Below are 25,624 nucleotides of genomic sequence, written 5' to 3'. Positions count from 1 at the left end.
TCTGTAGATCCGGTTTTTAAGCGCGCCATGTTTTAAGCACCCGTTAACATTTCTGCCAATGAATCATCATATTTGCCCACTAAAGTCGCGGTTTCCTCCAACTCAGCCAACATAAGGACACCCTGATGAGTCGAGATACCGGCGACAACCTGGACCGGAACCAGAGCGGCAACCTGCCGATGGCCAGCGTCATGGACGCCTACCTGAGCCGTCGCAGCGTGATGCGCGGCAGCCTGGGCGCCGCCATCGCCATGATTGCCGGTACCGGCCTGACAGGCTGCTTCGACGGTGGGGGTTCGGATCACGATGATCCCGTCACCGAACCGCCGGTGACCGAGCCGGAAAAGCCAAAACTGGCATTGGGCTTCCAGTCCATTCCCGGCTCGCGCACCGACGCCTGCGTGGTTGCAACCGGCTACAGTGCCTACGTGCTGGCGCCCTGGGGCACGCCGCTCAACAGCAACGGCAACCCGTGGAAGGCCGACGGCAGCAATACCTCGACCGACCAGGCCAACGCCATGGGCATGCACCACGACGGCATGCACTTCTTCCCCATCAATGGCAGCTCGGAAGATGGCCTGCTGGCGATCAACTTCGAGTACATCGACACCGCCGCCCTGCACCCGGCCGGCCCAACCACCGATAGCAACGGCAAGCGCCCGGTCGAGGAAGTGCGCAAGGAAATCAACGCCCACGGTGCCGGTGTAGTGCGCTTGCAGAAGGTCAGCGGGCGCTGGCAGGTGGTCGACAACGACCCGCTGAACCGCCGTTTCACCACGGCCTCGCGCATGGAAATCACCGGCCCCCTGCGCGGTACCGATCACGTGAAGACCAAGTATTCGCCGGACGGCACCCATTGCCGCGGCACCAACAACAACTGCGGCAACGGCTATACCCCATGGGGTACCTACCTGACCTGTGAAGAGAACTGGCCAGGCATTTTCGTCAACAAAGGCACCCGCCCCGAAGACCAGCGCCGCATTGGCGTGAGCACTTCCAGCGGCCAGTACAAATGGGAAACCGCGGCGGGTGACAGCAGCGAGGTGGCCGACGAATTCGCCCGTTTCGACGTCACTGTAAAAGGGGCCAGTGCTACCGACGACTACCGCAATGAAGCCAGCACCTATGGCTACATCGTCGAGATCGACCCGTACAACAGCAGCACCCTGGCCACCAAGCGCACGGCGCTGGGCCGTTTCCGTCACGAGGGCTGCGCCCCGGGCCTGCCGGTCGCCGGCAAGCCACTGGTCTGGTACATGGGTGACGACTCGAACAACGAATACCTGTACAAGTGGGTGTCGACCGCCGTGTGGGATGCCGCCGACGCCAACCCGGCCGACCGCCTGGCCACCGGCGCCAAGTACCTCGACCAGGGCAAGCTGTACGTGGCGCGCTTCAATGCCGACGGCAGCGGGGTGTGGCTGCTGCTGGACGTTGCCACCGCGACCACTGCCGGCAGCACCCTGGGCGCCTTGTATGGCGACCTGCCGGGGATCATCCTCAACACCCGCGGCGCCGCCGATGCCGTAGGCGCAACGCCGATGGACCGCCCGGAATGGACCACGGTCAACCCGCTGAACGGCGACGTGTACCTGACCCTGACCAACAACAGCGCGCGCACCCCGGAAAAGGTCGATGCAGCCAACCCGCGCGGCCCGAACCGTCACGGCCACATTATTCGCTGGCACGACAGCGACGACCAGCTGAGCTTCACCTGGGACATCTTCGTGTTCGGCGCCAATGCGGCCGGCACCGCCGACATCAACCGCTCGGGCCTGACCGAACTGAACCAGTTCGCCAGCCCTGACGGCATGAGCTTCGATAGCCGTGGCGTGCTGTGGTTCGAGACCGACAACGGCGAGAGCACGGTGACCGACTACACCAATGACCAGCTGTTGGCAGTGATCCCGACCAACCTGGTCGATGCCAGCGGCAAGCAGGTGCCGGTGAACGCGCAGAACCAGGTGGACCTGCGCCGCTTCTTCGTCGGCCCGAATGGTTGCGAAGTGACCGGGATTACCTTCACCCCCGACAACAAGACGCTGTTCATCAACATCCAGCACCCGGACAACTGGCCGTATACCGACAAGGCCACCGATGCCACCCCGGCCGGGACCTCGGTAAGGCCGCGGGCCGCGACGGTGGTGATCCAGCGTATCGATGGCGGAGAGATCGGGACCGTCTGACAGGGTGCCGGTCAGTCAGCCTTGCGCTGGCTGTACCGGCCTTTTCACGGGTAAACCCGCTCCCACAGGGACCGCACGGTTTTTGAACCCTGTGCAGTACCTGTGGGAGCGGGTTTACCCGCGAAGAGGCCGGTGAATATTACCAAACCATCGGCTCGCGGCTACGCACCCGCACCTGCTGCGCCGGCACCCGGGCATGCCACTGCACCACCCCCAGCGCCTCCACCTGGAACTCGCTGCGTATCACCCGCCCCTCCTCCGCGAAGGACAGCTGCAACAGGTAATAGCCGCTGTTCAACAGCAACCCTTCGCTCAGCCGCTCGAACGTTTCGTCATCCACCGCCCCCAGCGCCTGGCGCAGCGCGGCGGCATCCACATAGCCGGACGCCGGCCGGCCGCTGACGATGCGGCTCAGCAGCGAGCGCGGATAACGCCCTTCGTACAGCGCCTCCAGCAAGGGCAGATGCTCCAGGCCCAAGGCATTGGCATTCAGCCGCCAGCCGCTGGTCTGCGGCAAGGCGCACAACATGGGGTAGCGCCCTTGGCGGCCGGCATCCGGCTCCAGCAACAGGTTCAGTTCGCTGGTGTCCAGCATCGCCTGGTTGGCCGCCAGCCGCGCAGGTTGCTGGCGCAGGTACTGGGCGCTCTCGGCGCCTTGCAGGCGGGTGTCGTTATCGGCATCGAGCCAGTCGGCCAGGGCATCGACCAGGCGTTCGGCGGCCATGTCATTGCCCAGCAGGTAACGCAACTGGCGCTCGGCGCGCTCACCATCGGCACCGAGCAAGGCATTGACGTTGAAGCAGGTGTGCTGGTCGCGCACCCTCAGCTGCGCCTGGCCGGCAGCAAAGTCGTAATTCAACGGCTGCCCGCGCAAGGCCTGCCAGAACAGCGGGCTGAGCCGCCAGGCAGGGTCACGCAGGGCCTGCCCGGCATAGGCCAGGCCTGCCTGTTCCATGGCCCGCGCTTGCACCCGCTGGTGCAGCAGGCGCACCTCATCCACCTGACGGCGGCCATCTTCCACCAGCCAGACCATGCCCGCGGCCAACATCGCCAACACCACCATTACCATCAGCAGGGCCGCGCCCCGCTGTTGCCTGCCACCCATTCATGCACACCCACAAGCGAATGAAAACGCCAGTCAACACGTCGGGTGTTGCAGGTAGATGGCAGCAGCCGATCGTCATGTGCCCGTCATCTGCACAAGGCACGATTGCCCTTCCTTTTCATGGCCTTACAGGAGTGGTCGCAATGGGTGGCATTGGAATCTGGCAACTGGTGATCGTACTGCTGATCGTATTCCTGCTGTTTGGTACCAAGCGCCTCAAGGGCCTGGGTAGCGATGTGGGCGAGGCGATCCAGGGCTTTCGCAAGTCCATGGGCGGCGACAACGACGCCAGCGCGGCTGGCCGCACGCAGGTGCCGCAATGCCCGCTGACCGGCCAGGCGGCGCAGCAGCACACGGACCGCCAGGCCTGATGTTCGAGGTAGGCTTCAGCGAACTGTTGCTGGTAGGCGTCGTCGCACTGTTGGTGCTGGGCCCGGAGCGCCTGCCGCTGGCGGCACGCACCCTCGGGCGTGGTCTGGGCCAGGCACGCCGGGCCATGCAGGCGTTGCGCACGCAAGTGGAACGGGAGATCGAGCTGCCTGGCTTCGATAACGCGCCCTTGCAGCGCCTGGAGCAGGAACTGCGCCAGGGCGTCCGCCTCGGCGCAGACACCGCCAATGGAGCGGCCACGACACAGCCAGGGAGAATGCCTGAATGAGCATGGCAATGGAGCCGACGGCCAGCATGCCGCTGACCGAACACCTGCGCGACCTGCGCAAGCGCCTGGTACGCTGCCTGGGGCTGGTCGCGCTGCTGTTTGCCGGCCTGTTCCCCTTCGCCCAGACGCTGTACACCCTGGTTTCCGAACCGCTGCGGCGCTTTCTGCCGGAAGGCACCAGCATGATTGCCACCAGTGTCACCTCGCCGTTTCTGACGCCGTTCAAGCTGACCGCGATGTGCGCACTGTTCGTTGCCATGCCGCTGCTGCTGCACCAGGCCTGGGGTTTCATGGCGCCCGGGCTGTATCGCCGCGAACGGCGCATTGCCCTGCCGTTGCTGGTGTCGAGTATCGTGCTGTTCTATGCCGGGATGGCCTTCGCGTTCTTCCTGGTGTTCCCGATGATGTTCGGCTTCTTTGCCAGCGTGACGCCTGAAGGCGTAGCAATGATGACCGACATCAGCCAGTACCTGGACTTCATCCTGGCGCTGTTCCTGGCGTTCGGGCTGGCGTTCGAGATCCCGGTGGCGACCTTCATCGTGGTCTGGGTGGGGTTGGCCGATGTGGCCACGTTGCGCCGTAGCAGGCCCTACGTGATCGTTGGCTGCTTTGTGGTGGGGATGATCCTGACGCCGCCGGATGTGTTTTCGCAGACGATGCTGGCGGTGCCGATGTGGCTGCTGTTCGAGGTAGGGTTGCTGGCTTGCGCCTGGTTGAAGCGGCCCGAGCAGGGCAAGGAGATTGTGGCTGGGTTGTAGGGCCCTTTCGCGGGCAAGCCCGCTCCCACAGGGATGTCACTGGTTCTGAAGACTGTGATGTCCCTGTGGGAGCGGGCTTGCCCGCGAACGGCCTTGATGCGATCTAGAACTCGGCGAGCCGCCAGACCTCGTAGGCTGGCGTCTCGTACGGGTGGCTCTGCCTGAGTGCAGCGACGACCTGGGCAATCAGCTCGTCGGCGACCACCAGCTCCACCTTCCACTCCTCCACCACCTCGACCTGGCCGGTTTGCCCAAGGTACGGCTGGCTGCCATCCAACGGGCGGAACTGGCCCTGGCCCAGGGTTTGCCAGGCGCAGTGGTCATAGTCGCCGATGCGCCCGCCACCCGCGGCGAACACAGCAGCCTTGACCACTTCGACGTGGCTGGCGGGGACGAAGAAGGCGAGCTTGTACACGCCTTAGTTCACCCACACCCGGGCGTTGCGGAACATACGCATCAGCGCGGCATCTTCCTGCCACTCGTCCGGGCGCCAGGAGTTCTGCACGGCGCGGAACACGCGTTCCGGGTGCGGCATCATGATGGTCACGCGGCCGTCGCGGCTGGTCAGGCCGGTGATACCACGCGGCGAGCCGTTCGGGTTGGCCGGGTAGGCTTCGGTGACCTTGCCATGGTTGTCGACGTAGCGCAGGGCCACGCAGCCGGACACGTCCGCAGCCAGCAGTGCCTCTTCGCTGGCGAATTCGGCATGGCCTTCACCGTGGGCGATGGCGATCGGCATACGCGAACCGGCCATGCCCTGCAGGAAGATCGAGTTGGACTTCTGCACCTCGACCATGGCCACGCGCGCCTCGAACTGCTCCGAGCGGTTGCGCACGAAGTGCGGCCAGTGCTCGGTGCCCGGGATCAGCTCGTGCAGGTTGGACATCATCTGGCAACCGTTGCACACGCCCAGGGCGAAGCTGTCGGTACGCTCGAAGAAGGCCTGGAAGGCATCGCGGGCGCGGCTGTTGAACAGCGCCGACTTGGCCCAGCCTTCACCAGCACCCAGCACGTCGCCGTAGGAGAAGCCGCCGCAGGCGACCAGGCCCTTGAACGCTTCGAAGTCGACACGGCCAGCCAGGATGTCGCTCATGTGCACGTCGATGGCAGCGAAGCCGGCGCGGTCGAAGGCGGCTGCCATCTCGACCTGGCCGTTGACGCCCTGCTCGCGCAGGATGGCCACTTGCGGGCGAATGCCTTTCTTGATGTACGGCGCGGCGATGTCTTCGTTGACGTCGAAGCCCAGTTTCACCGACAAGCCCGGGTTGTCTTCCTCGAGCAGCAGGTCGAATTCCTGGTCGGCGCAGTCGGCGTTGTCGCGCAGGCGCTGGATCTGGTAGCTGGTTTCAGCCCACTGGCGCTGCAGCATGCGGCGGTCGTCGTCGAACAGCACTTCGCCGTTCAGGCTGATGGACACTTCACCGTTGTTGACCGGCTTGCCGATCACCGCGACGCATTCTTCGCCCAGGCCAGCGGCGCTGAACTGTGCCAATACGTCCGGGGTAGCATCCTGGCGAACCTGGATGACCGCGCCCAGCTCTTCGTTGAAGAGAATGGCCGGCACGTCGGCCTTGCTGTCGGTCAGCGGGTCGAGGTGCAGGTCGAGGCCGCAGTGGCCGGCGAAGGCCATTTCCAGCACGGTGGTGACCAGGCCGCCGTCGGAACGGTCATGGTAGGCCAGCAGGTGACCGTCGGCGTTGAGGCCCTGGATCACCGCGAAGAACGCCTTCAGGTCTTCGGCATCGTCGACATCCGGAGCCTCGGCGCCGAGCTTGCCGTAGGTCTGGGCCAGGATCGAGGCGCCCATGCGGTTCTTGCCGCGGCCCAGGTCGATCAGGATCAGGTCGGTCTCGCCCTTGTCCATGCGCAGTTGCGGGGTCAGGGTGCTGCGGATGTCGACCACCGGGGCGAAGCCGCTGACGATCAGCGACATCGGCGCGGTGACGCTCTTCTCGACACCGTCCTCGCTCCACTTGGTCTTCATCGACATGGAGTCCTTGCCAACCGGAATGGTCAGGCCCAGCTCCGGGCACAGCTCCATGCCGACAGCCTTGACGGTGTCGTACAGGCGGGCGTCTTCACCGGGGTGGCCGGCAGCGGACATCCAGTTGGCCGACAGCTTGATGTCGGAGAGTTTTTCGATACGCGCGCCAGCCAGGTTGGTGAGTACCTCGCCAATGGCCATGCGGCCCGACGCCGGGGCGTCCAGCAGGGCCAGCGGGGTACGTTCGCCCATGGCCATGGCTTCACCGGTGTAGACGTCGAAGCTGGTGGCGGTGACAGCGCAGTCGGCCACCGGTACCTGCCACGGGCCGACCATCTGGTCGCGGGCCACCAGGCCGGTGATGGTGCGGTCGCCGATGGTGATCAGGAAGCTCTTGCTGGCCACGGCCGGGTGGCTGAGCACGCGCTGTACGGCGTTGTCCAGGTCCAGCTGGCTCGGGTCGAAGTCATCGCCCAGCTCGGCTTCGCGGGTAACCGAACGGTGCATGCGCGGCGGCTTGCCCAGCAGCACGTCCAGCGGCATGTCCACCGGGGTGTTGCCGAAGTGGCTGTCGGTAACGGTCAGGTGCGGCTCGGCGGTGGCTTCGCCGACTACCGCGAACGGGCAGCGCTCGCGCTCGCAGATGGCCTGGAAGCGCTCGAAGTCCTCGGCGCTGACGGCCAGCACGTAACGTTCCTGCGACTCGTTGCTCCAGATTTCGTGCGGGGCCATGCCCGGCTCGTCATTGGGCACGTTGCGCAGTTCGAAGCGGCCACCACGGCCGCCATCATTGACCAGTTCGGGGAAGGCGTTGGAGATACCGCCGGCGCCGACGTCGTGGATGAAGGCGATCGGGTTCTTGTCGCCCAGCTGCCAGCAACGGTCGATGACCTCCTGGCAACGGCGTTCCATTTCAGGGTTTTCGCGCTGTACCGAAGCGAAGTCGAGATCAGCCGAGCTGGCACCGGTGGCCACCGACGAAGCGGCGCCGCCGCCCAGGCCGATCAGCATGGCCGGGCCACCGAGCACGATCAGCTTGGCGCCGACGGTGATCTCGCCCTTCTGTACGTGGTCCTCACGGATGTTGCCCATGCCGCCGGCGAGCATGATCGGCTTGTGGTAGCCGCGTACTTCTTCACCGCGCGGGGTGTTGATGGCCTGCTCGAAGGTACGGAAGTAGCCGGTCAGGGCCGGGCGGCCGAATTCGTTGTTGAACGCGGCGCCACCCAGCGGGCCTTCGACCATGATGTCGAGGGCGTCGACAATGCGGCCGGGCTTGCCGTAGTTCTGCTCCCATGGCTGTTCGAAGCCCGGGATACGCAGGTTGGACACGGTGAAACCGGTCAGGCCAGCCTTGGGCTTGGCGCCGCGGCCGGTGGCGCCTTCGTCGCGGATTTCGCCGCCAGAGCCGGTGGAGGCACCGGAGAATGGCGCGATGGCGGTCGGGTGGTTGTGGGTTTCCACCTTCATCAGGATGTGCACCGGCTCCTGCACCGCGCCGTACTGGCGGGTTTCAGGGTTCGGGAAGAAGCGGCCGGCCACGTTGCCGACGATCACCGAGGCGTTGTCCTTGTACGCAGACAGCACGCCTTCGCTGTGCATCTGGTAGGTGTTCTTGATCATGCCGAACAGGCTTTTTTCCTGGGCCTGGCCGTCGATGTCCCAACTGGCGTTGAAGATCTTGTGGCGGCAGTGCTCGGAGTTGGCCTGGGCGAACATCATCAGTTCGATGTCGTTCGGGTTGCGCTTGAGGCCCTGGAAGGCATTGACCAGGTAGTCGATCTCGTCTTCGGCCAGGGCCAGGCCCAGGTCGATGTTGGCCTTGGCCAGGGCGTCACGGCCACCGGCCAGGATGTCCACCGAGGTCATCGGCTTGGGCTGGGCGTGGCTGAACATGTCAGCGGCCTGCTCCAGCTGGCCGAGCACACGCTGGGTCATGCGGTCGTGCAGTTCGGCAGCGATCAGCTCGGCATCGGTGGCGCTCAGGTCGCCAGCGACGTAGTAGGCGATACCGCGCTCGAGGCGCTGGATGGCCTGCAGGCCGCAGTTGTGGGCGATGTCGCTGGCCTTGCTGGCCCACGGCGAAATGGTGCCCAGGCGCGGCACGACCAGGAACAGGCGGCCGCTCGGCTCCTGTACCGGCACGCTCGGGCCGTACTTGAGCAGACGGCCCAGCACCTGCTGCTGGTCGGCGGTCAGCTCGCCGTCGACATCGGCGAAGTGGGCGAATTCGGCATACAAACCAGTAACAGCGGGGACTTTCTGGCTCAGTTGCTCGAGTAATTTACCGTGGCGAAAGGCAGAAAGGGCAGGAGCGCCGCGCAGGATCAACATCGTCGGGACAGCCTCAGGAAGGGGTGTGCTTAGAGGCCGTGCATTCTAGCCTAATTCGACGGGTTTCGGCACCCGCTCTAAGCCACGACTGCCGGGCGGTGGAACCGGACTTCGGGGTCAGATTTCCAAGGGCTCGGCATGACAGATTCAGCGCCTGTGAGATCGAGCGCCGCCCGCGCGGCGCTTCGCGGGGCAAGCCCGCTCCCACATGTATCTCCTGCCACCATTGGCGCTCGGTCCCTTGTTTGTACGACGCGATATCGAAGGGGACAAACAAAGGACCGCGCGCCGGTACCTCAGGAATAACTGGCCCGAAACAGATGTGGGAGCGGGCTTGCCCCGCGAAGCGCCGCGCGGGCGGCGCTCGATCTCACAGGCACTGAATATCTTGAGGCAAGCCCCCCGAGGCCTCCACGCAATCCCCCACCCCACCACACAACCCGCTACCAGACAAGCTAACCGTTGTCGAGATATGGTTGGGCCAGTCCTTTGCGTATACTGCAACCTATGTTCGCCCACACTGCTTTGCGCCAGCGTTGCGCCAGATGGCTTTTCGCAACCGGACTCTTTCTGCTGCTCGGTGCCTGCGTTGAAAAACCCAGCACCCTCGAGCGCGTGAAGGAGGATGGCGTGCTGCGCGTGATCACCCGCAACAGCCCGGCCACCTACTTCCAGGACCGCAACGGCGAAACCGGCTTCGAGTACGAGCTGGTCCAGCATTTCGCCGATGATCTCGGCGTGAAGCTGCAGATCGAGACCGCCGACAACCTCGACGAGTTGTACGACGCCCTCGGCAAGCCCTCCGGCCCGGTGCTGGCGGCGGCCGGCCTGGTCAGCAGCGAACGGCGCCAAACCCAGGTGAAATATTCCCACCCCTACCTGGAAGTGACGCCCCAAGTCATCTACCGCAACGGCCGCTCCCGCCCCACCGACGCCAAGGGCCTGGTCGGCAAGAAGATCATGGTACTCAAGGGCAGCAGCCATGCCGACCAACTGGCCGACCTGAAAAAACAGTACCCGGGCCTGGAATACGAAGAATCCGACGCCGTCGAGGTGGTCGACCTGCTGCGCATGGTCGACGAAGGGCAGATCGACCTGACCCTGGTCGACTCCAACGAGCTGGCAATGAACCAGGTGTACTTCCCCAACGTACGGGTGGCCTTCGACCTGGGCGACACCCGCGCCCAGCGCTGGGCGGTAGCCGCAGGCGAGGACAACAGCCTGCTCAACGAGGTCAACGAGTTCCTCGACAAGGCGCAGAAGAACGGCACCCTGCAACGCCTGAAGGACCGCTACTACGGGCATGTCGACGTACTCGGCTATGTCGGCGCCTACACCTTCGCCCAGCACCTGCAGCAGCGCCTGCCCAAGTACGAGAAGCACTTCAAGAGCTACGCCAAGGTCGAGCAGGTCGACTGGCGCCTGTTGGCGGCCATCGGTTACCAGGAGTCGATGTGGCAGCCGGAAGTCACCTCCAAGACCGGTGTGCGCGGCCTGATGATGCTGACCCAACGCACCGCCCAGGCCATGGGCGTGTCCAACCGTCTGGACCCGAAACAGAGCATCCAGGGCGGCGCCAAGTACTTCATGAAGATCAAGGAAGAGCTCGACGACAGCATCCAGGAACCGGACCGCACTTGGTTCGCCCTGGCCGCCTACAACGTCGGCACCGGCCATCTGGAAGACGCCCGCACCCTGGCCAAGCGCGAGAAGCTCAACCCGAACAAGTGGCTGGACGTGAAGAAGATGCTGCCGCGCCTGTCGCAGAAGCAGTGGTATCGGCAAACCAAGTACGGCTACGCCCGGGGCGGCGAACCGGTGCATTTCGTGGCCAACATCCGCCGTTACTACGACATCCTCACCTGGGTGACCCAGCCGCAGCTGGAAGGCCAGGTGGCCGAGGGCAACCTGCATGTGCCCGGGGTGAACAAGGACAAGCCGGCGGAACAGTCGCCGCCGATGTAAGCCTGCACCGGCCCCTTCGCGGCTAAACCCGCAAAGGGGCCGGAACAGGTCAAGACTTGGCCCGGCGAGCCTTGAAGAAGTCGCTGAGGATCTGCCCGCACTCTTCCGCCAGCACCCCGCCCTCCACCATCACCCGGTGGTTGAGAAAGCCCTGCCCAAAGAACTGCCCCTGGCTCTGCACGATCCCCGCCTTGGGTTCCAGCGCCCCATACACCACCCGCATGACCCGCGAATGCACGATCAGCCCCGCACACATGCTGCACGGTTCCAGGGTCACGTACAGGGTGCTGCCAGGCAGGCGGTAATTACTGGCTGACCTGGCCGCCGCCCGGATCGCCACCATCTCGGCATGCGCGCTGGGGTCACTGTCGATGATCGGCCGGTTGAAACCCTGGCCGATGACCTGGCCATGCTGCACCAGCACCGCGCCCACCGGCACTTCGCCCAGGGCCGCGCCCTCGGCGGCCAGGGCCAGGGCCAGGCGCATGAATTCCTGATCGCGGCTGCGGTCGATGATCTGCGGGCGCATCAGACCACCGCGATCGCGGCCATCAGGCCGGTTTCCATGTGGTCGATGACGTGGCAGTGGAACATCCAGGTGCCCGGGTTATCCGCCACCAGCGCCACCTGGGCGCGCTCGTTACGGCCCAGCAGGTAAGTGTCGGTGAACCACGGCTCCTTGATGTCGTGGCGGTTCGAGGCAATCACCTTGAAACTCATGCCATGCAGGTGGATCGGGTGCTGGTACTGGGTCATGTTCTTCAGCTCGAAGATGTAGCTCTTGCCCTTCTTCAACGTGGCGATCGGCCGGTCGGCGCAGGTCTTGTCGGTGATGTCCCAGGCCTGGCCGTTGATCTGCCACATGCTCGAGGGTTTGTCCTGGTCTGTGGTCACAGAAACCTTGGCCGCCCATTCGAAATTGAAGTTGAGCTTTTCGGCGTTCTCCAGGTCCGGTTCGGCAATCGGGTTGGGTGGCAGCGCCGGCGGCCAGTCGCTTGGTGCATCGCTGCTGGGCAGCGAACGCAGCGTGCCCAGGCGGACAAAGCCGTCCCGCAGGGAAATTTCCTCGCCCGCCTGGGGAATGCGGATAGCCAGGCAGATGCGCATGCCTGGGCCAAGCCAGTAATCGTCGTCCAGCGGCCGAGGCGTCACCGGGTTGCCGTCCAGGGCATAGATCATCGCCTCGCAATTGCCCTTGAGGTTGATGCGGTAGGTCCAGGTGTTGTCCAGGTTCAACAGCCGTACCCGCACCACTTGCCCGGCCGGCAGCTCGGTCACCGAATCGGCCTGGCCATTGATGGTGATCAGCCGCCCGGCGGTGCCGTTGCGCGCGGCCTCGCGGGGGATGCTGAACGGCAGCCAGGCGCCCTGCTCGTCCACGTGCCAGTTCTTCAGGCTCAGGGTACGTTCATGGCGGAAGCCGGTGGGTTCGCGCTCCTCGACGATCAGCGGGCCGACCAGGCCACGGCCCAGCTCCTCCGAGCTGCTGACATGCGGGTGGTACCAGTAGCTGCCGGCATCCGGCACGCGGAACTTGTAGTCGAAGTACTCGCCCGGCTTGACTGGCAGCTGCGACACATAAGGCACACCGTCCATTTCCAGCGGCAGGCGGATGCCGTGCCAATGGATGGTGGTCTCCACCGGCAGGTGGTTGATGAAGCGCACCCGCAGCCAGGTACCCTGGCGCACGCGCAGTTCGGTGCCCGGTGCCGAGGGGCCGAAGGCCCAGGCCTCGGTCTTGAACCCCGGTACCAGCTCGACATCCAGCGGCGCGGCGATCAGTTCATAATCATGCCCGGCATTGTCGTCCTCGACCCGGCCCAGCCAGTAACGCGCCGCGCCACCGGCGCCCAGGCCAACCACAACCAGGCCGGTCAGGCCCTTGAGCATTTGTCGACGGGTGAAGGACATCGGTGCGGGTACCTCGTGTTCTGCGCAATCAATCTGCCAGCACAGCTGGCTATGAAGGGCGAATACGATACACCTGCAAATGGGAAAGATTAAGTGAAGTCTCTGGCAACACCGCCCGCAGCCTTGCCATCGGCACTGCCGTCAGGGGCCAGGCAAAGCTCGTTGAACCACCGCTGGTCATCGCTGGACGGCGTGCGCAAGGCCGCCTGCAGCAATTGCGGGTCGAGCAGGATGTCCAGGTTCTGCAAGCGCGTGGCGGTGTCGGGGTGGGTATCGAACGGATGGGTAATGGCCAGCGCCAGCGCCTCTTCACCCAGCTGCAACGGGGTGCGTTGCAAGTGCAACGCCAACGCCTGCGGCAGGCCTTCGCCACCGCGAGCATGCAATAACCCATCGATCACCCGGCCCAGGGCAATCGCCCGCAACAGCGCCTGGATGAACAGCTTCGGCCCACCGACCTCGGCACCCGCCCGGTCGGCCAGCAACTCCTGCGCCCGCCCCCAGTGGTGCACCGCCACCTGGAAGTGATACAGGAACTGCCCGGCCATCCACAGGATCGGGCGCACCGCCCAAGGCGGGGCGCTGTCGGCGCCGAGCATGGCCTGATAGCGCGCGCACATCAGGCTGAAACGCGCGCAGATCTCGCTGCCTCGCTCGGTGTCACGGCGGCGGAAATGGCCCAGCTCATGGCCGATCAGCGCGGCCGCCTCCGCCTGGCTCATGGCCGCCATGCAAGGCAGCGGCAGATACAGGGTCCGCCCGCTGAGCTGGCTCCCGCTGGGCTGCAGCACGACAGGCACGCTGGTAACGAAAAAGCCTTGGTCAAGCCCGACCACGATATGGTCGGGCACAGGCGCATGCAGTTGCGCAGCCAGGCCCTCGACCCAGCGCCACAGCGCCGGCGCCGCCTGCCTGTGGAGTGGCCGGCCAAGAAAGCTCGCACTCGGCGCGCCCATGCCCGGCCACTGTTGGCGCAAGCGCCAGAGGGTGCGCATGCAGACGAAGAGCACAGACGTCAGCGGCAGCACCACGATCAGAACGGTCAGGCCGCCGTGCGCGGCATGGCTCAGCCCGAGGCTGGTCTCGTAGAGCAATGACAGGCTCAGCGAGCCCGCGAGCAGGACCAGGTAGGCACTCAGCCAACGGCCCAGCACCAGCCAGTTGGCGCTCATGCGGTCGTGCAGGTACTGCGCCGAGCGCAACGCTCGCCAGGCGTCGATCCTCAGCCTGAGCCAGGCGCCGACACCGGTAAGCAAAGCCCCCAGCGCCAACCAGCCGCCGAGTCTGGCCATGCCCTTGCGCAGGCCCAGCCAGTAACGGTCGGCGTCGAGCACGGCCAATTGCGCCTGCAGCGCCTCTCGCCTGTCGACCCGCCCGTTGAGCTGCTTGCGCGCGGCCCAAGGCAGGCTTTGCAGCAAGGCATCGCTGGGTGCAGCCAACCATTGGCGTATGACCCGCGCCTGCTCCTGCGCCGAATCGGCGCGCCAGTACTGCACATGACTCCAGCCGAACAACGCCAGTGGCAGCAACAGTAGGGCCAAGCCCCAACCCAGGCGCCTCATCGCCAGCAGACGCCGCTAGTCCTAACCCGGCTCATCTGGCCGTTTCGCCCAGGCGCGCCACACCCGGAAACAGCTGCGCCAAGCTACGCCTGGCCTGGGCCGCCTGCACATAGGCATAAAGCAGATCCACCAGTTGCTGCAGGCTCAGGCGGCGCCCGCCCACCACAGGCGTGCACAACCACAGCCTGACCCGCAAGCCGCCCGCGAAGGTCACCGCGTCAGGCGAGGCCAGTGTCATGAAACAGGCCGGCGCCAGGGCTGGCGCATGGCTGAATGCCGACACGGTAAAGATCAGCCGGGTGGTGAAATGACCCTGCTCGACCTCGAAGCCGTCAAAGTCATGCAGGGGTGTCGGAGCCTGCGCGTTGGCAAAGCACAGCGTATCGGGCGTCACGCTCAGCACCCGCTTGCCGTGCCGGCGGTAGAGCACGGCGGCGCAGGCCAGCGCCGCCACCCCGGCACCGACCAAGGCGAGGCCGATACCAGCCAGCAGCCAGATGACACCGCTGCTGGCATTGGCACTGAACTGCACCGCCAGGGCGATCAACCACGCCCCCAGTCCGCCGAGCAACAGACCAATCACGGCACAGGCCAGCGCCTTGCCGAGCGAGTGCTCCAGCAGTTCGAAGCTGTCGCTGGGGCCGTCGGCCTGCGCCTGCAGGTACGTCAGGTGAGCTTCGCGTTCGTCGTTATCCATCAGCCTGCAGCAGCTCCAGTTGCCGTTGTGCATGTGCCGCATCGCGATAGGCCGCCAGCACCGCAAGCACTTCCTCGTTGTCCAGCTTGCGCCCGTTGCTGGCCAGGCCTGCGGACATGATGCGGATCTGCGGTCGCGGTTTTTTCAGCACCATGGCCTGGTTGCCGAAGAACTGCAGTTTCACCACATGATGCTTCGGCAGGGCGGCTTCGCTGCTCATCTCCAAGGTCTGCACCGTGACCAGCCCTTCATCCTTGACCGAAACATCTTCCACTTCCGCCAGGTCTACCGGCGCATCCAGCGTATCGACGAACAACTGGCGGCGGGTCAGGCGCATGAATACCTGGGTGCCGGCATTGCGGTGTTGCCAGGTTACCGCCGCAGCAATCAAGGTGATGAAGACACCGGCTGCGACCGCCCCCAAGCGTTCCGGGTTGAAAGTGGCGGCCGTGATAATCAAAGAGCCCAGCAACAGTATCGGCCCCCACACCCGGTAACGCCGGGAGTTGGTGAACTCGCTCTGCTCGGGCACGCGCTCGATCACCTGCTTGAGCTCGGCGATTACCCGGTCGCGCTGGGCGGCACGGGTATGTTCGTAGTCCTGGCCGAGCGAACCGGACAGGTCAGACATCGGGTCGGTGAATTCGCCCATGGTCATTGCCCCTCCTGGTTCTGTGCCGCCAGGTAATCGGTAAGGAATGCCTGCGCATTACCCTGCTGCGACAGCTCTTGCGAATAGCCGACTTGCAGCGCTTGCGCCTCGCCCGGCAGGTAGAGTTCGCCACCCCAGCTGCCCTGGACGATCAGCACCACGAATTTCTTGCCATCCACGGTGGTGGAATAACGGGTATCCCGGCTGGTCTTCTCCACCTGCATTTTCTGAATGCGCATGTTCCAGTCGTGGTCGACGCCTTCAATCTGCACCAGCGCCTCGTTGGCGGCGCGTTCACCAATGCGCAGCGTCCATACCTTGGCCCCTTGCGTGCCCGAGTAAGCCACCACCTGGTCGGCCACTTGCGGCCGTTGTTCAGCGTGAGCCTGGCCCAGCCAAAGGGTGAGCGAAGCCACCAGCAGGGCTGCAAATTTGCGATAAGCGAGCATGTTTTTTCATCCTGAATTGGAACAAACGCACATTGAAATAAGCCTTGTCCGCGCTGCCAACCCCGCTGACCGGTTCGCACAACAGACAGCGCCTTGCGCACAATGGCTGTTGCTGAATATGTGCACGCGTTACCATTTGCGGCCATGCCGCCCTCAGCCAAGGATGCGAAGCGCACATGCGATCGATCAGCCCTTACCTCGACACCGCCTTTTCCTTCGACAGCCCCGGCTCACTTGCCGAGGCCGGGGTGCTGGATGCGCGCAGCGCGCGGGTGATGGGCAGCGCGACCGGCCATTACCAGGCGCAGACGGTGCACGGCGGGTTGCAGTACTTCGACTGCAACCTGCAGTTCCCCGAACCGCTGAGGATCGACAAGGTGCTGCCACAAAGCCTGTGTTTCGTGCAGGTATTCGACGGCGCCTGGCAGCACAAGATCGACGGCCAGCTCAACCGCTATGCCCCTGGCCGGTTGCACATGCTGGGCCTGGGTGAAAGCCTGGAAGCGCAGGACCAGTTACCCGCCAACAGCCACGCCCGCATGGCCGGGGTCCGTCTTGCCGGTGATTACCTGCTCGAACTGGTCCGCGACGATGTGCAGTTGAAGCCGCTGCTGGCGCTGTCCGCAGATGGCATGCGCTTCGACCAGTTGCCGCAGTGGCCAACGGTCAGCCGCCTGTTCCAGCAGCTGTATCTGTCGCCCTACACAGGCGGGCTCCGGCGCCTGCATTGCGAAAGCCTGAGCCTGGCCATCGTGCTGGAGCTGGCCAACCAGCTCATCGGCCACCGGTTCAGCGGAAAACCCCGGGACCGAGGGTGGCGCGACCTGGCCATCGAAGCGCGTCGTCAGCTCGATGCCAACCTGAGCGCCACGCCTACAGCTGCAACCCTGGCCCGCCAGCTGGGCGTGAGCGAGTCCACCTTGCGCCGCGCATTCAGCCAGGAATTTGGCTGCTCAATCCTGCAGTACGTGCGGCAACAGCGCCTGGAACTGGCCCGTGCCCTGCTGCTGGAACGTCGCTGGCAGGTGTCGCAAGTTGCCTATCACGTCGGCTATGCCAACCCGGCCAACTTCTGCCATGCCTACAAGGCGTATTTCGGGCATACGCCCGGGGCCGAGTAGGGTTTGCCCGGATAAAACAAAACGGGCCTGCAATGCAGGCCCGTTTCGTTCAACCGCGAGGCGGGATCATTCCCACTCGATGGTCGCTGGCGGCTTGCTCGACACGTCGTAGGTAACGCGCGAGATACCGTCGATTTCGTTGATGATACGGCCGCTGACGGTTTCCAGCAGCTCGTACGGCAGGTGCGCCCAGCGCGCGGTCATGAAGTCCACGGTTTCGACGGCACGCAGGGCCACGACCCAGGCGTAGCGACGGCCATCGCCGACGACACCTACCGACTTGACCGGCTGGAACACCACGAAGGCCTGGCTGGTCTTGTGGTACCAGTCCGCCTTGCGCAGCTCTTCGATGAAGATGTGGTCAGCGCGGCGCAGCAGGTCGGCGTATTCCTTCTTCACTTCACCAAGGATACGCACGCCCAGGCCCGGGCCCGGGAACGGGTGGCGGTAAACCATGTCGTACGGCAGGCCCAGCTCCAGGCCGATCTTGCGCACTTCGTCCTTGAACAGTTCACGCAGTGGCTCGACCAGCTTGAGGTTCATTTCCTCCGGCAGGCCACCCACGTTGTGGTGCGACTTGATCACGTGGGCCTTGCCGCTCTTGGCGCCAGCCGACTCGATCACGTCCGGGTAGATGGTGCCCTGGGCCAGGAACTGGATGTTTTCCAGCTTGCTGGCTTCGGCGTCGAACACGTCGATGAAGGTGCGACCGATGATCTTGCGCTTCTTCTCCGGGTCGGCTTCGCCGGCCAGGTTGTCGAGGAACTGCTTTTCAGCGTCGGCGCGGATCACCTTGACGCCCATGTTCTCCTTGAACATGGCCATTACCTGGTCACCTTCGTGCAGGCGCAGCAGACCGTTGTCGACGAATACGCAGGTCAGCTGGTCGCCGATGGCACGGTGCAGCAGTGCGGCAACCACCGAGCTGTCGACGCCGCCGGACAGGCCCAGCAGGACATTGGCCGAACCGACTTGCTCACGCACCTGGGCGATGGCGTCTTCGACGATGTTGGAAGGCGTCCACAGGGCTTCGCAGCCGCAGATGTCCTGCACGAAGCGGGACAGGATGCGACCGCCCTGCTTGGTGTGGGTCACTTCCGGGTGGAACTGCACGCCGTAGTAACCACGCGAATCGTCGAACATGCCGGCGATCGGGCAGCTCGGGGTGCTGGCCAGCACATGGAAGTTGCCCGGCATCTGGGTGACCTTGTCGCCGTGGCTCATCCACACGTCCAGGCCCAGCAGGCCGTCGGCGTCGATGTGGTCTTCGATGCCATCGAGCAGGCGGCTCTTGCCGACCACGTCCACACGGGCATAACCGAATTCACGCAGGTCGGAACCTTCGACCTTGCCGCCCATCTGTTCGGCCATGGTCTGCATGCCGTAGCAGATGCCCAGCACCGGGACGTTGAGGTCGAACACGGCCTGCGGGGCGCGTGGGCTGTTGGCTTCGTGGACCGACTCGGGGCCGCCGGCGAGGATGATGCCGCGCGGGTTGAATGCACGGATCGCTTCATCGTCCATGTCGAACGGGTGCAGTTCGCAGTACACGCCGATCTCGCGCACGCGGCGGGCGATCAGCTGGGTGTACTGGGAACCGAAATCGAGGATCAGGATGCGGTGAGCGTGAATGTCGAGGGCCATGACTCAATCTCGTCAGTGGAAATCGGAAACGACGCGGGGCTGTCGTGACAGCCCCGCTAACAGGTATTGCCGGAAGCCTCAGCCTACGCGGTAGTTAGGGGCTTCTTTGGTGATCTGCACGTCGTGCACGTGGGACTCGGCCATGCCGGCACCGGTGATACGCACGAACTCCGGCTTGGTGCGCATCTCTTCGATGGTCGCGCTGCCGGTGTAGCCCATGGACGAACGCAGGCCGCCCATCAGCTGGTGGATGATCGCGGCCAGGGCGCCCTTGTAGGGAACGCGGCCTTCGATGCCTTCCGGTACCAGCTTCTCGGCACCGGCCGAGGAGTCCTGGAAGTAGCGGTCGGACGAGCCTTGCGCCTGTGCCATGGCACCCAGCGAGCCCATGCCGCGATAGGCCTTGTAGGAACGGCCCTGGAACAGTTCGACTTCACCCGGGGCCTCTTCGGTACCGGCGAACATCGAACCCATCATCACGCAGGAAGCACCGGCGACGATGGCCTTGGACAGGTCACCGGAGAAACGGATGCCACCGTCGGCGATCAGCGGCACGCCAGTGCCTTCCAGTGCTGCGGCAACGTTGGCAATGGCGCTGATCTGCGGCACGCCGACACCGGCAACGATACGGGTGGTGCAGATCGAGCCTGGGCCGATACCGACCTTGACCGCGTCGGCGCCGGCTTCGGCCAGGGCCTTGGCTGCAGCGCCGGTGGCGATGTTGCCGCCGATCACCTGCACTTGCGGGTAGTTTTCCTTCACCCAGCGAACGCGGTCGATAACGCCTTTGGAGTGACCGTGGGCGGTGTCGACGACCACCACGTCAACGCCAGCGGCAACCAGGGCGGCAACGCGCTCGCCGGTATCCTTGCCGGTACCGACGGCGGCGCCGACGCGCAGGCGACCCTGGTCATCCTTGCTGGCCAGCGGGTAGGCCTTGGCCTTTTCGATGTCCTTGACGGTCATCATGCCCTTGAGGTTGAACTTGTCGTCGACGATCAGGACTTTTTCCAGGCGGTGCTTGTGCAGCAGCTCGCGGACTTCGTTCTTGTCGGCGCCTTCGCGGACAGTGACCAGACGCTCTTTCGGGGTCATCACGTCGCGGACCTTGGCGTCCAGGCGGCTTTCGAAGCGCACGTCACGGGAGGTGACGATACCGACCAGGTCGCCATTGGCCAGCACCGGAACACCAGAGATGTTGTTCAGGCGGGTCAGGTCGAACAGGTCGCGCACGGTGGCGTCGGCGTCGATGGTGATCGGGTCCTTGACCACGCCAGCCTCGAACTTCTTGACCTTGCGGACTTCGCTGGCCTGCTGTTCGATGGTCATGTTCTTGTGGATGATGCCGATACCGCCTTCCTGGGCCATGGCAATGGCCAGGCGCGCTTCGGTCACGGTATCCATGGCGGCGGAAACCAGCGGAATGTTCAGCTCGATGCCACGGGTCAAACGGGTCTTGAGACTGACTTCATTGGGCAGTACCTCGGAATAGCCAGGTACAAGGAGGATATCGTCGAAGGTCAGGGCTTCTTGGCTGATACGCAGCATCGCGGGGGCTCCCGGGCGGGAAAAATGGAAGCGCGCCATTATACTCATGCACGGCGCGCCGCTCAATGCAAAATAAGGGCCTTCGGTCAGCCTTGTGGCAGTTTTACCTGTACCACCGCCACCGGTTGGTCGAGCCAGTCGGCGAAGCTGTCGAGAAAGGCCGGGGTGAACCCGGCCTCGCCCCAGTTGTTGAAGATGAACCCCAGGTTGGAAAAGGCACACGGCTGCAGAAAAATGAAGCCGTTGATATCGTCTTCGAAGCCGCACAGCGGGCAGGTGAAGTTGTCGCTCACCGCCGGCATCCATTCCTCCAGGCTTTCGAACAGCGGCTCGCCCACCTCGCGCCGGCACTCCGGGCAACCGGCTTCTTCGAGGAAACCTTCGGTGGGCGTATAGATGCAGCGCTTGAGCATCACTTCGAGGCCGTTGACCGGCTCGCCGAAGGGCAGTCTTTCCGGGTGCAGGGCCATTTTGCGTGCACCTTCGGCCAAGGCATGGCCCATGCGGTTGCCGGTGCGACCACAGGTGGTCAGTTGCTCCTCGACGACCTTTTCGCGCACCAGCCAGCGCAGGATGGCGCGGGCCCGGGCTTCGTGCACCGGGACCGTGGACAGTTTGGGAACGATGATGCTCTGGGTGTTCATGAACGGGGCAAGCCTGAAAACTGCGGTTGTGCTGCAATTCTACCGCCTGCTCAGGTACTCAGGTAGCGACCGATCAGCGCCAGGCCGCTGGCCAGCACCAGCCAGGTGACCAGGCGCACGAAGGCTTCACGGGACAGGCGGTGGGTCAGCCTGCGCCCGGCCCAGAGCCCGGCGCCCATCACCGGCAGCAGGCAGGCCGCAAGCAGCAACAGACTCTGGTCGGCATACACGCCGGCGACCAGGAACAGCGTCAGGCGCACCACCGTACTGCAGCTGATCAGCGCGCTCTGGGTGGCACGGACCTGTTCCTTCGCTTCCAGCCGCGCACTCAGGTACAGCGCGTACAGGAAGCCGCCGCTGCCGAACAAGGCGCCGAACATTCCGCCCGCCGTGCCCATCGGCGCCGCCCACAATCCGGACAGGCTGGCCGGCCGCACCTTCACCGCCAGCCCGTACAGCGCATAGGCGGTCACGAACAGCCCCATCAGCAGCAGTAGCAGGTCGGACTTCAACTGCAACAGGAACACCACGCCCAGCGAGCAACCGATGGCCATGAATGGCAGCAACCGCAGCAGCTCGCCGCGCACCACATCGCGGCGCGAGGGCAGCAGGTTGCCAAAGGCGGCAACGAAGTCGAGCAGTACCAGCAACGGGATGATCCGCGACAACGGCATGAAGTGGATCAGAATCGGCCCGGCCACCAGCGCGGTGCCGAACCCGGCGATGCCGAATACGATGTAGGCGGCGCCCACGCCAAGCAGGATGGGTAGCCAGTCGAGGCCAGAAAACGACAGTTGCGCGAGCATGGCAGCAGTTCCACAGAAGACAGGCAAAGGTTAGCCAGCCATGAGCCATGCCGACTAATATGCCTTTATCGCCAAAGCCATCTCGAAAAGGCATGACATGACGTCGATTCGCCAGTTGCGTTACTTCGTGGAAATCGCCGAAAGCGGCAGCTTCAGTGCGGCGGCCGAACGGCTGTACATCGCCCAGTCGGCACTGAGCCGGCAAATCAAGGAACTGGAACAGCAATTGGGCACTCCGCTGTTCGAGCGCACGGCACGCCTGCCACGCCTGACATTGGCTGGCCAGGCGTTCCTGGAACGGGCGCGCCGGCTGCTGGCGGAATTGGCGCAAGCCGAGCGGGTCACCCGCGACATTGGCGAGGGGCGCCAAGGCAGCCTGCGCCTGAACCACTCCAGCACGGTGCCGCTGACCGGCCCGCTGCTAGTTCGCCTGGGCAGCTACCTGAGCGGCAATCCGGGCATTGCGCTGGAAATCGCCCAGCAATCGTCGGAGGCGCAGCTCGAGGATATCGCCGCCGGTCGGCTGGATATTGGCCTGCTGCGCTTGCCGGTACTGCGCCAGCATGAAGGGGTAGTGCTGCAGGAACTGTTCAGTGAGCCGCTGCTGCTGGCGGTCGCCGCCGGGCATCCCCTGGCCGGCGCAGCACAGGTGAAGCTGGAGCAGTTGCGCGAGGAACGTTTCATTTCCATCCCGCACCGGGACCGTGGCGGGCTGAGCTACCTGTCGGCCTCGTTGTGCATGGCGGCAGGTTTCTTTCCGCAGGCGGCGCAGGTGCTGTCGCGCAAGACCACACAATTACAGCTGATACAGGCGGGCTTCGGGGTAGCGCTGTTGCCGGAATGTATGCGTGAGATTGCGCCGGCGTCGGTCAGTTTTGTTGCCTTGGAGGGCGGCTGTGAGAGTACTGTGGCGCTGGCTTGCCGCCGAGATGCGGGGCAGATGGTCAGTCAGTTCGTGGCAGCGATGCGGGGTTGATGGCAAAGCCTACGTTGCTATTCGCGGTTGACTCGCTCCCGCAGGGATTGCGCAAATCCGACCACGGGGCCGGGACAGACAACCGGGGCCGATGTCCTTTATGATGCCCGGCATGATCAGAGACCCCTTCGAACGACTCGGCCTGGACCGCGAGGTCCTCACCGTCAGCCAACTCAACGGCCGCGCCCGCGTGCTGCTGGAAGACGTGTTCCGCAGCGTGTGGGTGGAAGGCGAGATTTCCAACCTCGCCCGCCCGGCGTCCGGCCACATGTACTTCACCCTCAAGGACAGCGGCGCCCAGGTGCGCTGCGCGCTGTTCCGGCAGAACGCCACACGGGTGCGCCAGGCCCTGCGCGACGGCCTGGCGGTGCGGGTACGTGGCAAGGTTTCGCTGTTCGAGGGGCGCGGCGACTACCAGCTGATCCTCGACACCGTCGAGCCGGCCGGTGACGGTGCCTTGCGCCTGGCCTTCGAGGCGCTGAAGGAAAAGCTCGGCGGCGAAGGGCTGTTCAGCGCCGAACGCAAGCAGCCGCTGCCCGCCCACCCGCAGCGCATCGGCATTATCACCTCGCCCACCGGCGCGGTGATCCGCGACATCATCAGCGTGTTCGGCCGCCGTGCCCCGCAAGTGGAACTGAACCTGATCCCCACCGCCGTGCAGGGTCGCGAAGCGATCGCCCAGATCGTGCGCGCCATCCGCCTGGCCGACAGCCTCGGTTTCGATGCGCTGATCCTGGCCCGGGGTGGCGGCTCGCTGGAAGACCTGTGGTGCTTCAACGAAGAGGCGGTGGCGCGAGCCGTAGCGGCGTGCGTTACGCCGATCGTCAGCGCCGTGGGCCATGAAACCGATGTCTCGATCAGCGACTTCGTCGCCGACGTGCGCGCGCCCACGCCGTCGGCCGCCGCCGAGTTGCTGGCGCCCGACAGCAGCGGCCTGCAGCAACGCCTGGATGGCCTGCAAAGGCGCCTGTTGCTGCGCATGCAGAACCGCCTGAGCCACGATCGCCTGCGCCTCGAATCGCTGACCCGGCGCTTGCGTCACCCGGGCGAGCGCCTGCGCCAGCAGGCGCAGCGCCTGGACGACCTGGACATGCGTTTGCGCCGGGCGTTCATGCTCAGCCTCAACAAGCGCCACGAACGCCTGGCACGGCTGGATACCCGCCTGGCTGCGCAGCACCCCGGGCGTACCCTGAAACTGCTGGGCCAGCGCCTGGACAGCCTGGCCGAACGCCTGCCTCGGGCCATGCGCGAGGTACTCAAGGACCGTCGTCAGCGCTTCCAGGCCCAACTGCAGACGCTGCAGGTGGTCAGCCCCTTGGCCACGCTTGCCCGCGGCTACAGCATTCTATTGGACGAACAGGGCCAGGCTATCCGCAGCGCCGCCCAAACCCGCAATGGCCAGCGCCTGACCGCGCGCCTGAACGAAGGCGAACTGTTGGTGCGGGTCGAAGACAACCATCTGACCCCGGTCACCCTCTCACTCCTGGACTGACACATGCCTCGCCTGCTCGCGCCCCTGCTTGCCCTCTCCCTCCTGCTGCTGGCCGGCGGCGCCCAGGCCAGCTATATCACCCGCACGCTGAACAAGCCGGTACCCGGCGGCGTTGCGGTGGTCGACCTGGGCCCTGCAGCCAGCGCGCCGAGCGCGCGTTTCGACGGCAAGCCGGTGCTGGTGGTGAAGGAGCAGGACAACTGGCTGGCCATCGTCGGCATTCCGCTGACCCAGAAGCCGGGTACTGCGCTGCTGAGCCAGGGCGGCCGCACCCTGCCGTTCACCGTCGCCAGCAAGAAGTACCCCGAACAGCACATCACCCTGAAGAACACCCGCCAGGTCAACCCGAACCCGGCCGACCTCAAACGCATCGACCGCGAACTGGCCGAGCAGATCGCGGCCTACCGCAGCTTCAGCCCGGCCCTGCCGAGCAACCTGATTCTCGACAAGCCGGTCAATGGCCCGCTATCGAGCAAGTTCGGCGTACGGCGCTTCTTCAATGGCGAAGAACGCAACCCGCATGCCGGGCTGGATTTCGCGGTGCCGGCCGGCACGCCGATCAAGACCCCGGCCAACGGCAAGGTGATCCTGGTGGGAGACTATTTCTTCAATGGCCGCACTGTGTTCGTCGACCATGGGCAGGGCTTCATCAGCATGTTCTGCCACATGTCCAAGATCGACGTGCAGGTGGGCCAGCCCCTGCGCCGGGGTGACGTGGTCGGCCGGGTGGGCTCGACCGGGCGGGCTACCGGGCCGCACATGCACTGGAATGTCAGCCTGAATGATGCGCGGGTGGATCCGGCGATTTTCATTGGGGCGTTCCAGCCCTGAGATCGGCGGCGCCTGCTTCGCGGGCATGCCCGCTCCCACAGGTATTGCGCTGCGTCTTGAGGCTGCATCGTACCTGTGGGAGCGGGCGCGCCCGCGAAGAGGCCAACACAGTCGACTTCAGTTCAACCGTGTTGCGCCATCGAAAAATACCACGCAAAAATAAATAAGCACCCAGCTCAATCAAGCTATAAAATCTCGCCTAACAGCTTTTTTTAAGCATTCCTCTCAATTTTTTCTGAACGCTTGCCATCCCCCACCCCACTGGTTAGGGTTGAAGGCATGAAAACCTTCAGCACCCTCA

22 protein-coding genes are annotated in these 25,624 nt (G+C 64.7%); 9 read left to right on the top strand and 13 right to left on the bottom strand.

Annotation, left to right across the window (positions count from 1 at the left end):
• The first annotated feature begins 125 nt into the window (after window positions 1-125).
• Window positions 126-2,186, top strand: coding sequence for a PhoX family protein (locus QSV36_RS21150; RefSeq protein ID WP_289134112.1), 2,061 nt, complete (start codon window positions 126-128; stop codon window positions 2,184-2,186).
• 139 nt (window positions 2,187-2,325) lie between these two features.
• Here the strand turns inward: QSV36_RS21150 and gspK are convergent, their stop codons facing one another.
• Window positions 2,326-3,291 (bottom strand): type II secretion system minor pseudopilin GspK, encoded by a 966-nt coding sequence (gene gspK, locus QSV36_RS21145; RefSeq protein ID WP_289134110.1) that lies wholly within the window; start codon window positions 3,289-3,291, stop codon window positions 2,326-2,328.
• Between the two features lie 143 nt (window positions 3,292-3,434).
• On the opposite strand from gspK, the gene tatA reads away from it, so the two are divergent.
• Genes tatA through tatC form a run of 3 tightly spaced genes read left to right on the top strand, consistent with a single transcriptional unit; the run spans window position 3,435 to window position 4,707 of the window.
• Window positions 3,435-3,662, top strand: coding sequence for a twin-arginine translocase TatA/TatE family subunit (tatA, locus tag QSV36_RS21140; protein WP_289134109.1), 228 nt, complete (start codon window positions 3,435-3,437; stop codon window positions 3,660-3,662).
• Window positions 3,662-3,949 (top strand): Sec-independent protein translocase protein TatB, encoded by a 288-nt coding sequence (gene tatB, locus QSV36_RS21135; RefSeq protein ID WP_289134107.1) that lies wholly within the window; start codon window positions 3,662-3,664, stop codon window positions 3,947-3,949. Before tatA ends, tatB begins: the two co-directional genes overlap by 1 nt.
• Entirely contained in the window at window positions 3,946-4,707 is a 762-nt protein-coding gene (tatC, locus tag QSV36_RS21130; protein WP_289134105.1) for a twin-arginine translocase subunit TatC, read from the top strand. Before tatB ends, tatC begins: the two co-directional genes overlap by 4 nt.
• Window positions 4,708-4,810: 103 nt before the next feature.
• Here the strand turns inward: tatC and QSV36_RS21125 are convergent, their stop codons facing one another.
• Both QSV36_RS21125 and purL read right to left on the bottom strand, forming a co-directional pair.
• The gene (locus QSV36_RS21125; protein ID WP_170028480.1) at window positions 4,811-5,122 is read right to left on the bottom strand and encodes a YqfO family protein; all 312 of its coding nucleotides are present in this window, start codon (window positions 5,120-5,122) and stop codon (window positions 4,811-4,813) included.
• 3 nt (window positions 5,123-5,125) lie between these two features.
• Window positions 5,126-9,025 carry a phosphoribosylformylglycinamidine synthase gene (gene purL, locus QSV36_RS21120; RefSeq protein WP_289134102.1) on the bottom strand — a complete coding sequence of 1,300 codons (3,900 nt, stop codon included), beginning with the start codon at window positions 9,023-9,025 and terminating at the stop codon, window positions 5,126-5,128.
• Between the two features lie 507 nt (window positions 9,026-9,532).
• Between purL and mltF the strand changes: the two genes are divergently transcribed.
• The gene (gene mltF / locus QSV36_RS21115) at window positions 9,533-10,990 is read left to right on the top strand and encodes a membrane-bound lytic murein transglycosylase MltF (protein WP_289134100.1); all 1,458 of its coding nucleotides are present in this window, start codon (window positions 9,533-9,535) and stop codon (window positions 10,988-10,990) included.
• Between the two features lie 49 nt (window positions 10,991-11,039).
• On the opposite strand, the gene tadA is transcribed toward mltF, so the two are convergent.
• From tadA to QSV36_RS21085, 6 genes are all read right to left on the bottom strand, one after another.
• Window positions 11,040-11,519, bottom strand: a complete 480-nt coding sequence (tadA, locus tag QSV36_RS21110; RefSeq protein ID WP_289134099.1) for a tRNA adenosine(34) deaminase TadA — start codon at window positions 11,517-11,519, stop codon at window positions 11,040-11,042.
• Entirely contained in the window at window positions 11,519-12,901 is a 1,383-nt protein-coding gene (locus tag QSV36_RS21105; RefSeq protein WP_289134097.1) for a multicopper oxidase family protein, read from the bottom strand. Before QSV36_RS21105 ends, tadA begins: the two co-directional genes overlap by 1 nt.
• An 89-nt stretch (window positions 12,902-12,990) precedes the next feature.
• Window positions 12,991-14,442, bottom strand: coding sequence for a M48 family metallopeptidase (locus QSV36_RS21100; protein WP_289134095.1), 1,452 nt, complete (start codon window positions 14,440-14,442; stop codon window positions 12,991-12,993).
• Between the two features lie 52 nt (window positions 14,443-14,494).
• Complete coding sequence (locus QSV36_RS21095) at window positions 14,495-15,160, bottom strand: hypothetical protein (protein ID WP_289134093.1); 666 nt, start codon at window positions 15,158-15,160, stop codon at window positions 14,495-14,497.
• Window positions 15,153-15,818: a hypothetical protein gene (locus tag QSV36_RS21090; protein ID WP_353853256.1), complete on the bottom strand. Its 666-nt coding sequence runs from the start codon at window positions 15,816-15,818 to the stop codon at window positions 15,153-15,155. The genes QSV36_RS21095 and QSV36_RS21090 overlap by 8 nt, the downstream gene beginning before the upstream one ends.
• Entirely contained in the window at window positions 15,815-16,261 is a 447-nt protein-coding gene (locus QSV36_RS21085; protein ID WP_289134091.1) for a hypothetical protein, read from the bottom strand. Before QSV36_RS21085 ends, QSV36_RS21090 begins: the two co-directional genes overlap by 4 nt.
• Window positions 16,262-16,437: 176 nt before the next feature.
• Between QSV36_RS21085 and QSV36_RS21080 the strand changes: the two genes are divergently transcribed.
• Window positions 16,438-17,382, top strand: a complete 945-nt coding sequence (locus QSV36_RS21080) for a helix-turn-helix transcriptional regulator (RefSeq protein ID WP_289134089.1) — start codon at window positions 16,438-16,440, stop codon at window positions 17,380-17,382.
• Between the two features lie 66 nt (window positions 17,383-17,448).
• On the opposite strand, the gene guaA is transcribed toward QSV36_RS21080, so the two are convergent.
• From guaA to QSV36_RS21060, 4 genes are all read right to left on the bottom strand, one after another.
• Window positions 17,449-19,026 carry a glutamine-hydrolyzing GMP synthase gene (gene guaA / locus QSV36_RS21075; RefSeq protein ID WP_289134088.1) on the bottom strand — a complete coding sequence of 526 codons (1,578 nt, stop codon included), beginning with the start codon at window positions 19,024-19,026 and terminating at the stop codon, window positions 17,449-17,451.
• 78 nt (window positions 19,027-19,104) lie between these two features.
• Entirely contained in the window at window positions 19,105-20,574 is a 1,470-nt protein-coding gene (gene guaB, locus QSV36_RS21070) for an IMP dehydrogenase (protein ID WP_085624113.1), read from the bottom strand.
• Between the two features lie 86 nt (window positions 20,575-20,660).
• Window positions 20,661-21,218, bottom strand: coding sequence for a sugar ABC transporter ATPase (locus QSV36_RS21065; RefSeq protein WP_289134084.1), 558 nt, complete (start codon window positions 21,216-21,218; stop codon window positions 20,661-20,663).
• A 50-nt stretch (window positions 21,219-21,268) separates the two neighbouring features.
• On the bottom strand, window positions 21,269-22,024 hold the full coding sequence (locus QSV36_RS21060; protein WP_289134082.1) for a sulfite exporter TauE/SafE family protein: 756 nt from the start codon (window positions 22,022-22,024) through the stop codon (window positions 21,269-21,271).
• Window positions 22,025-22,121: 97 nt separating this feature from the next.
• Between QSV36_RS21060 and QSV36_RS21055 the strand changes: the two genes are divergently transcribed.
• The 3 genes from QSV36_RS21055 to QSV36_RS21045 all read left to right on the top strand — a co-directional run bounded on the left by QSV36_RS21055 (window position 22,122) and on the right by QSV36_RS21045 (window position 25,323).
• Window positions 22,122-23,000 (top strand): LysR substrate-binding domain-containing protein, encoded by an 879-nt coding sequence (locus QSV36_RS21055; RefSeq protein ID WP_289134080.1) that lies wholly within the window; start codon window positions 22,122-22,124, stop codon window positions 22,998-23,000.
• 112 nt (window positions 23,001-23,112) lie between these two features.
• Window positions 23,113-24,492, top strand: coding sequence for an exodeoxyribonuclease VII large subunit (gene xseA / locus QSV36_RS21050; RefSeq protein ID WP_289134078.1), 1,380 nt, complete (start codon window positions 23,113-23,115; stop codon window positions 24,490-24,492).
• 3 nt (window positions 24,493-24,495) lie between these two features.
• A complete protein-coding gene (locus tag QSV36_RS21045) occupies window positions 24,496-25,323 on the top strand; it encodes a M23 family metallopeptidase (RefSeq protein WP_289134076.1) in 828 nt (275 codons plus the stop codon).
• Window positions 25,324-25,624 lie beyond the last annotated feature (301 nt).

It is taken from the genome of Pseudomonas sp. BCRC 81390 (assembly GCF_030341915.1).
Lineage (GTDB): Bacteria > Pseudomonadota > Gammaproteobacteria > Pseudomonadales > Pseudomonadaceae > Aquipseudomonas.
This window is presented reverse-complemented; position numbering and strand designations above follow the sequence as displayed.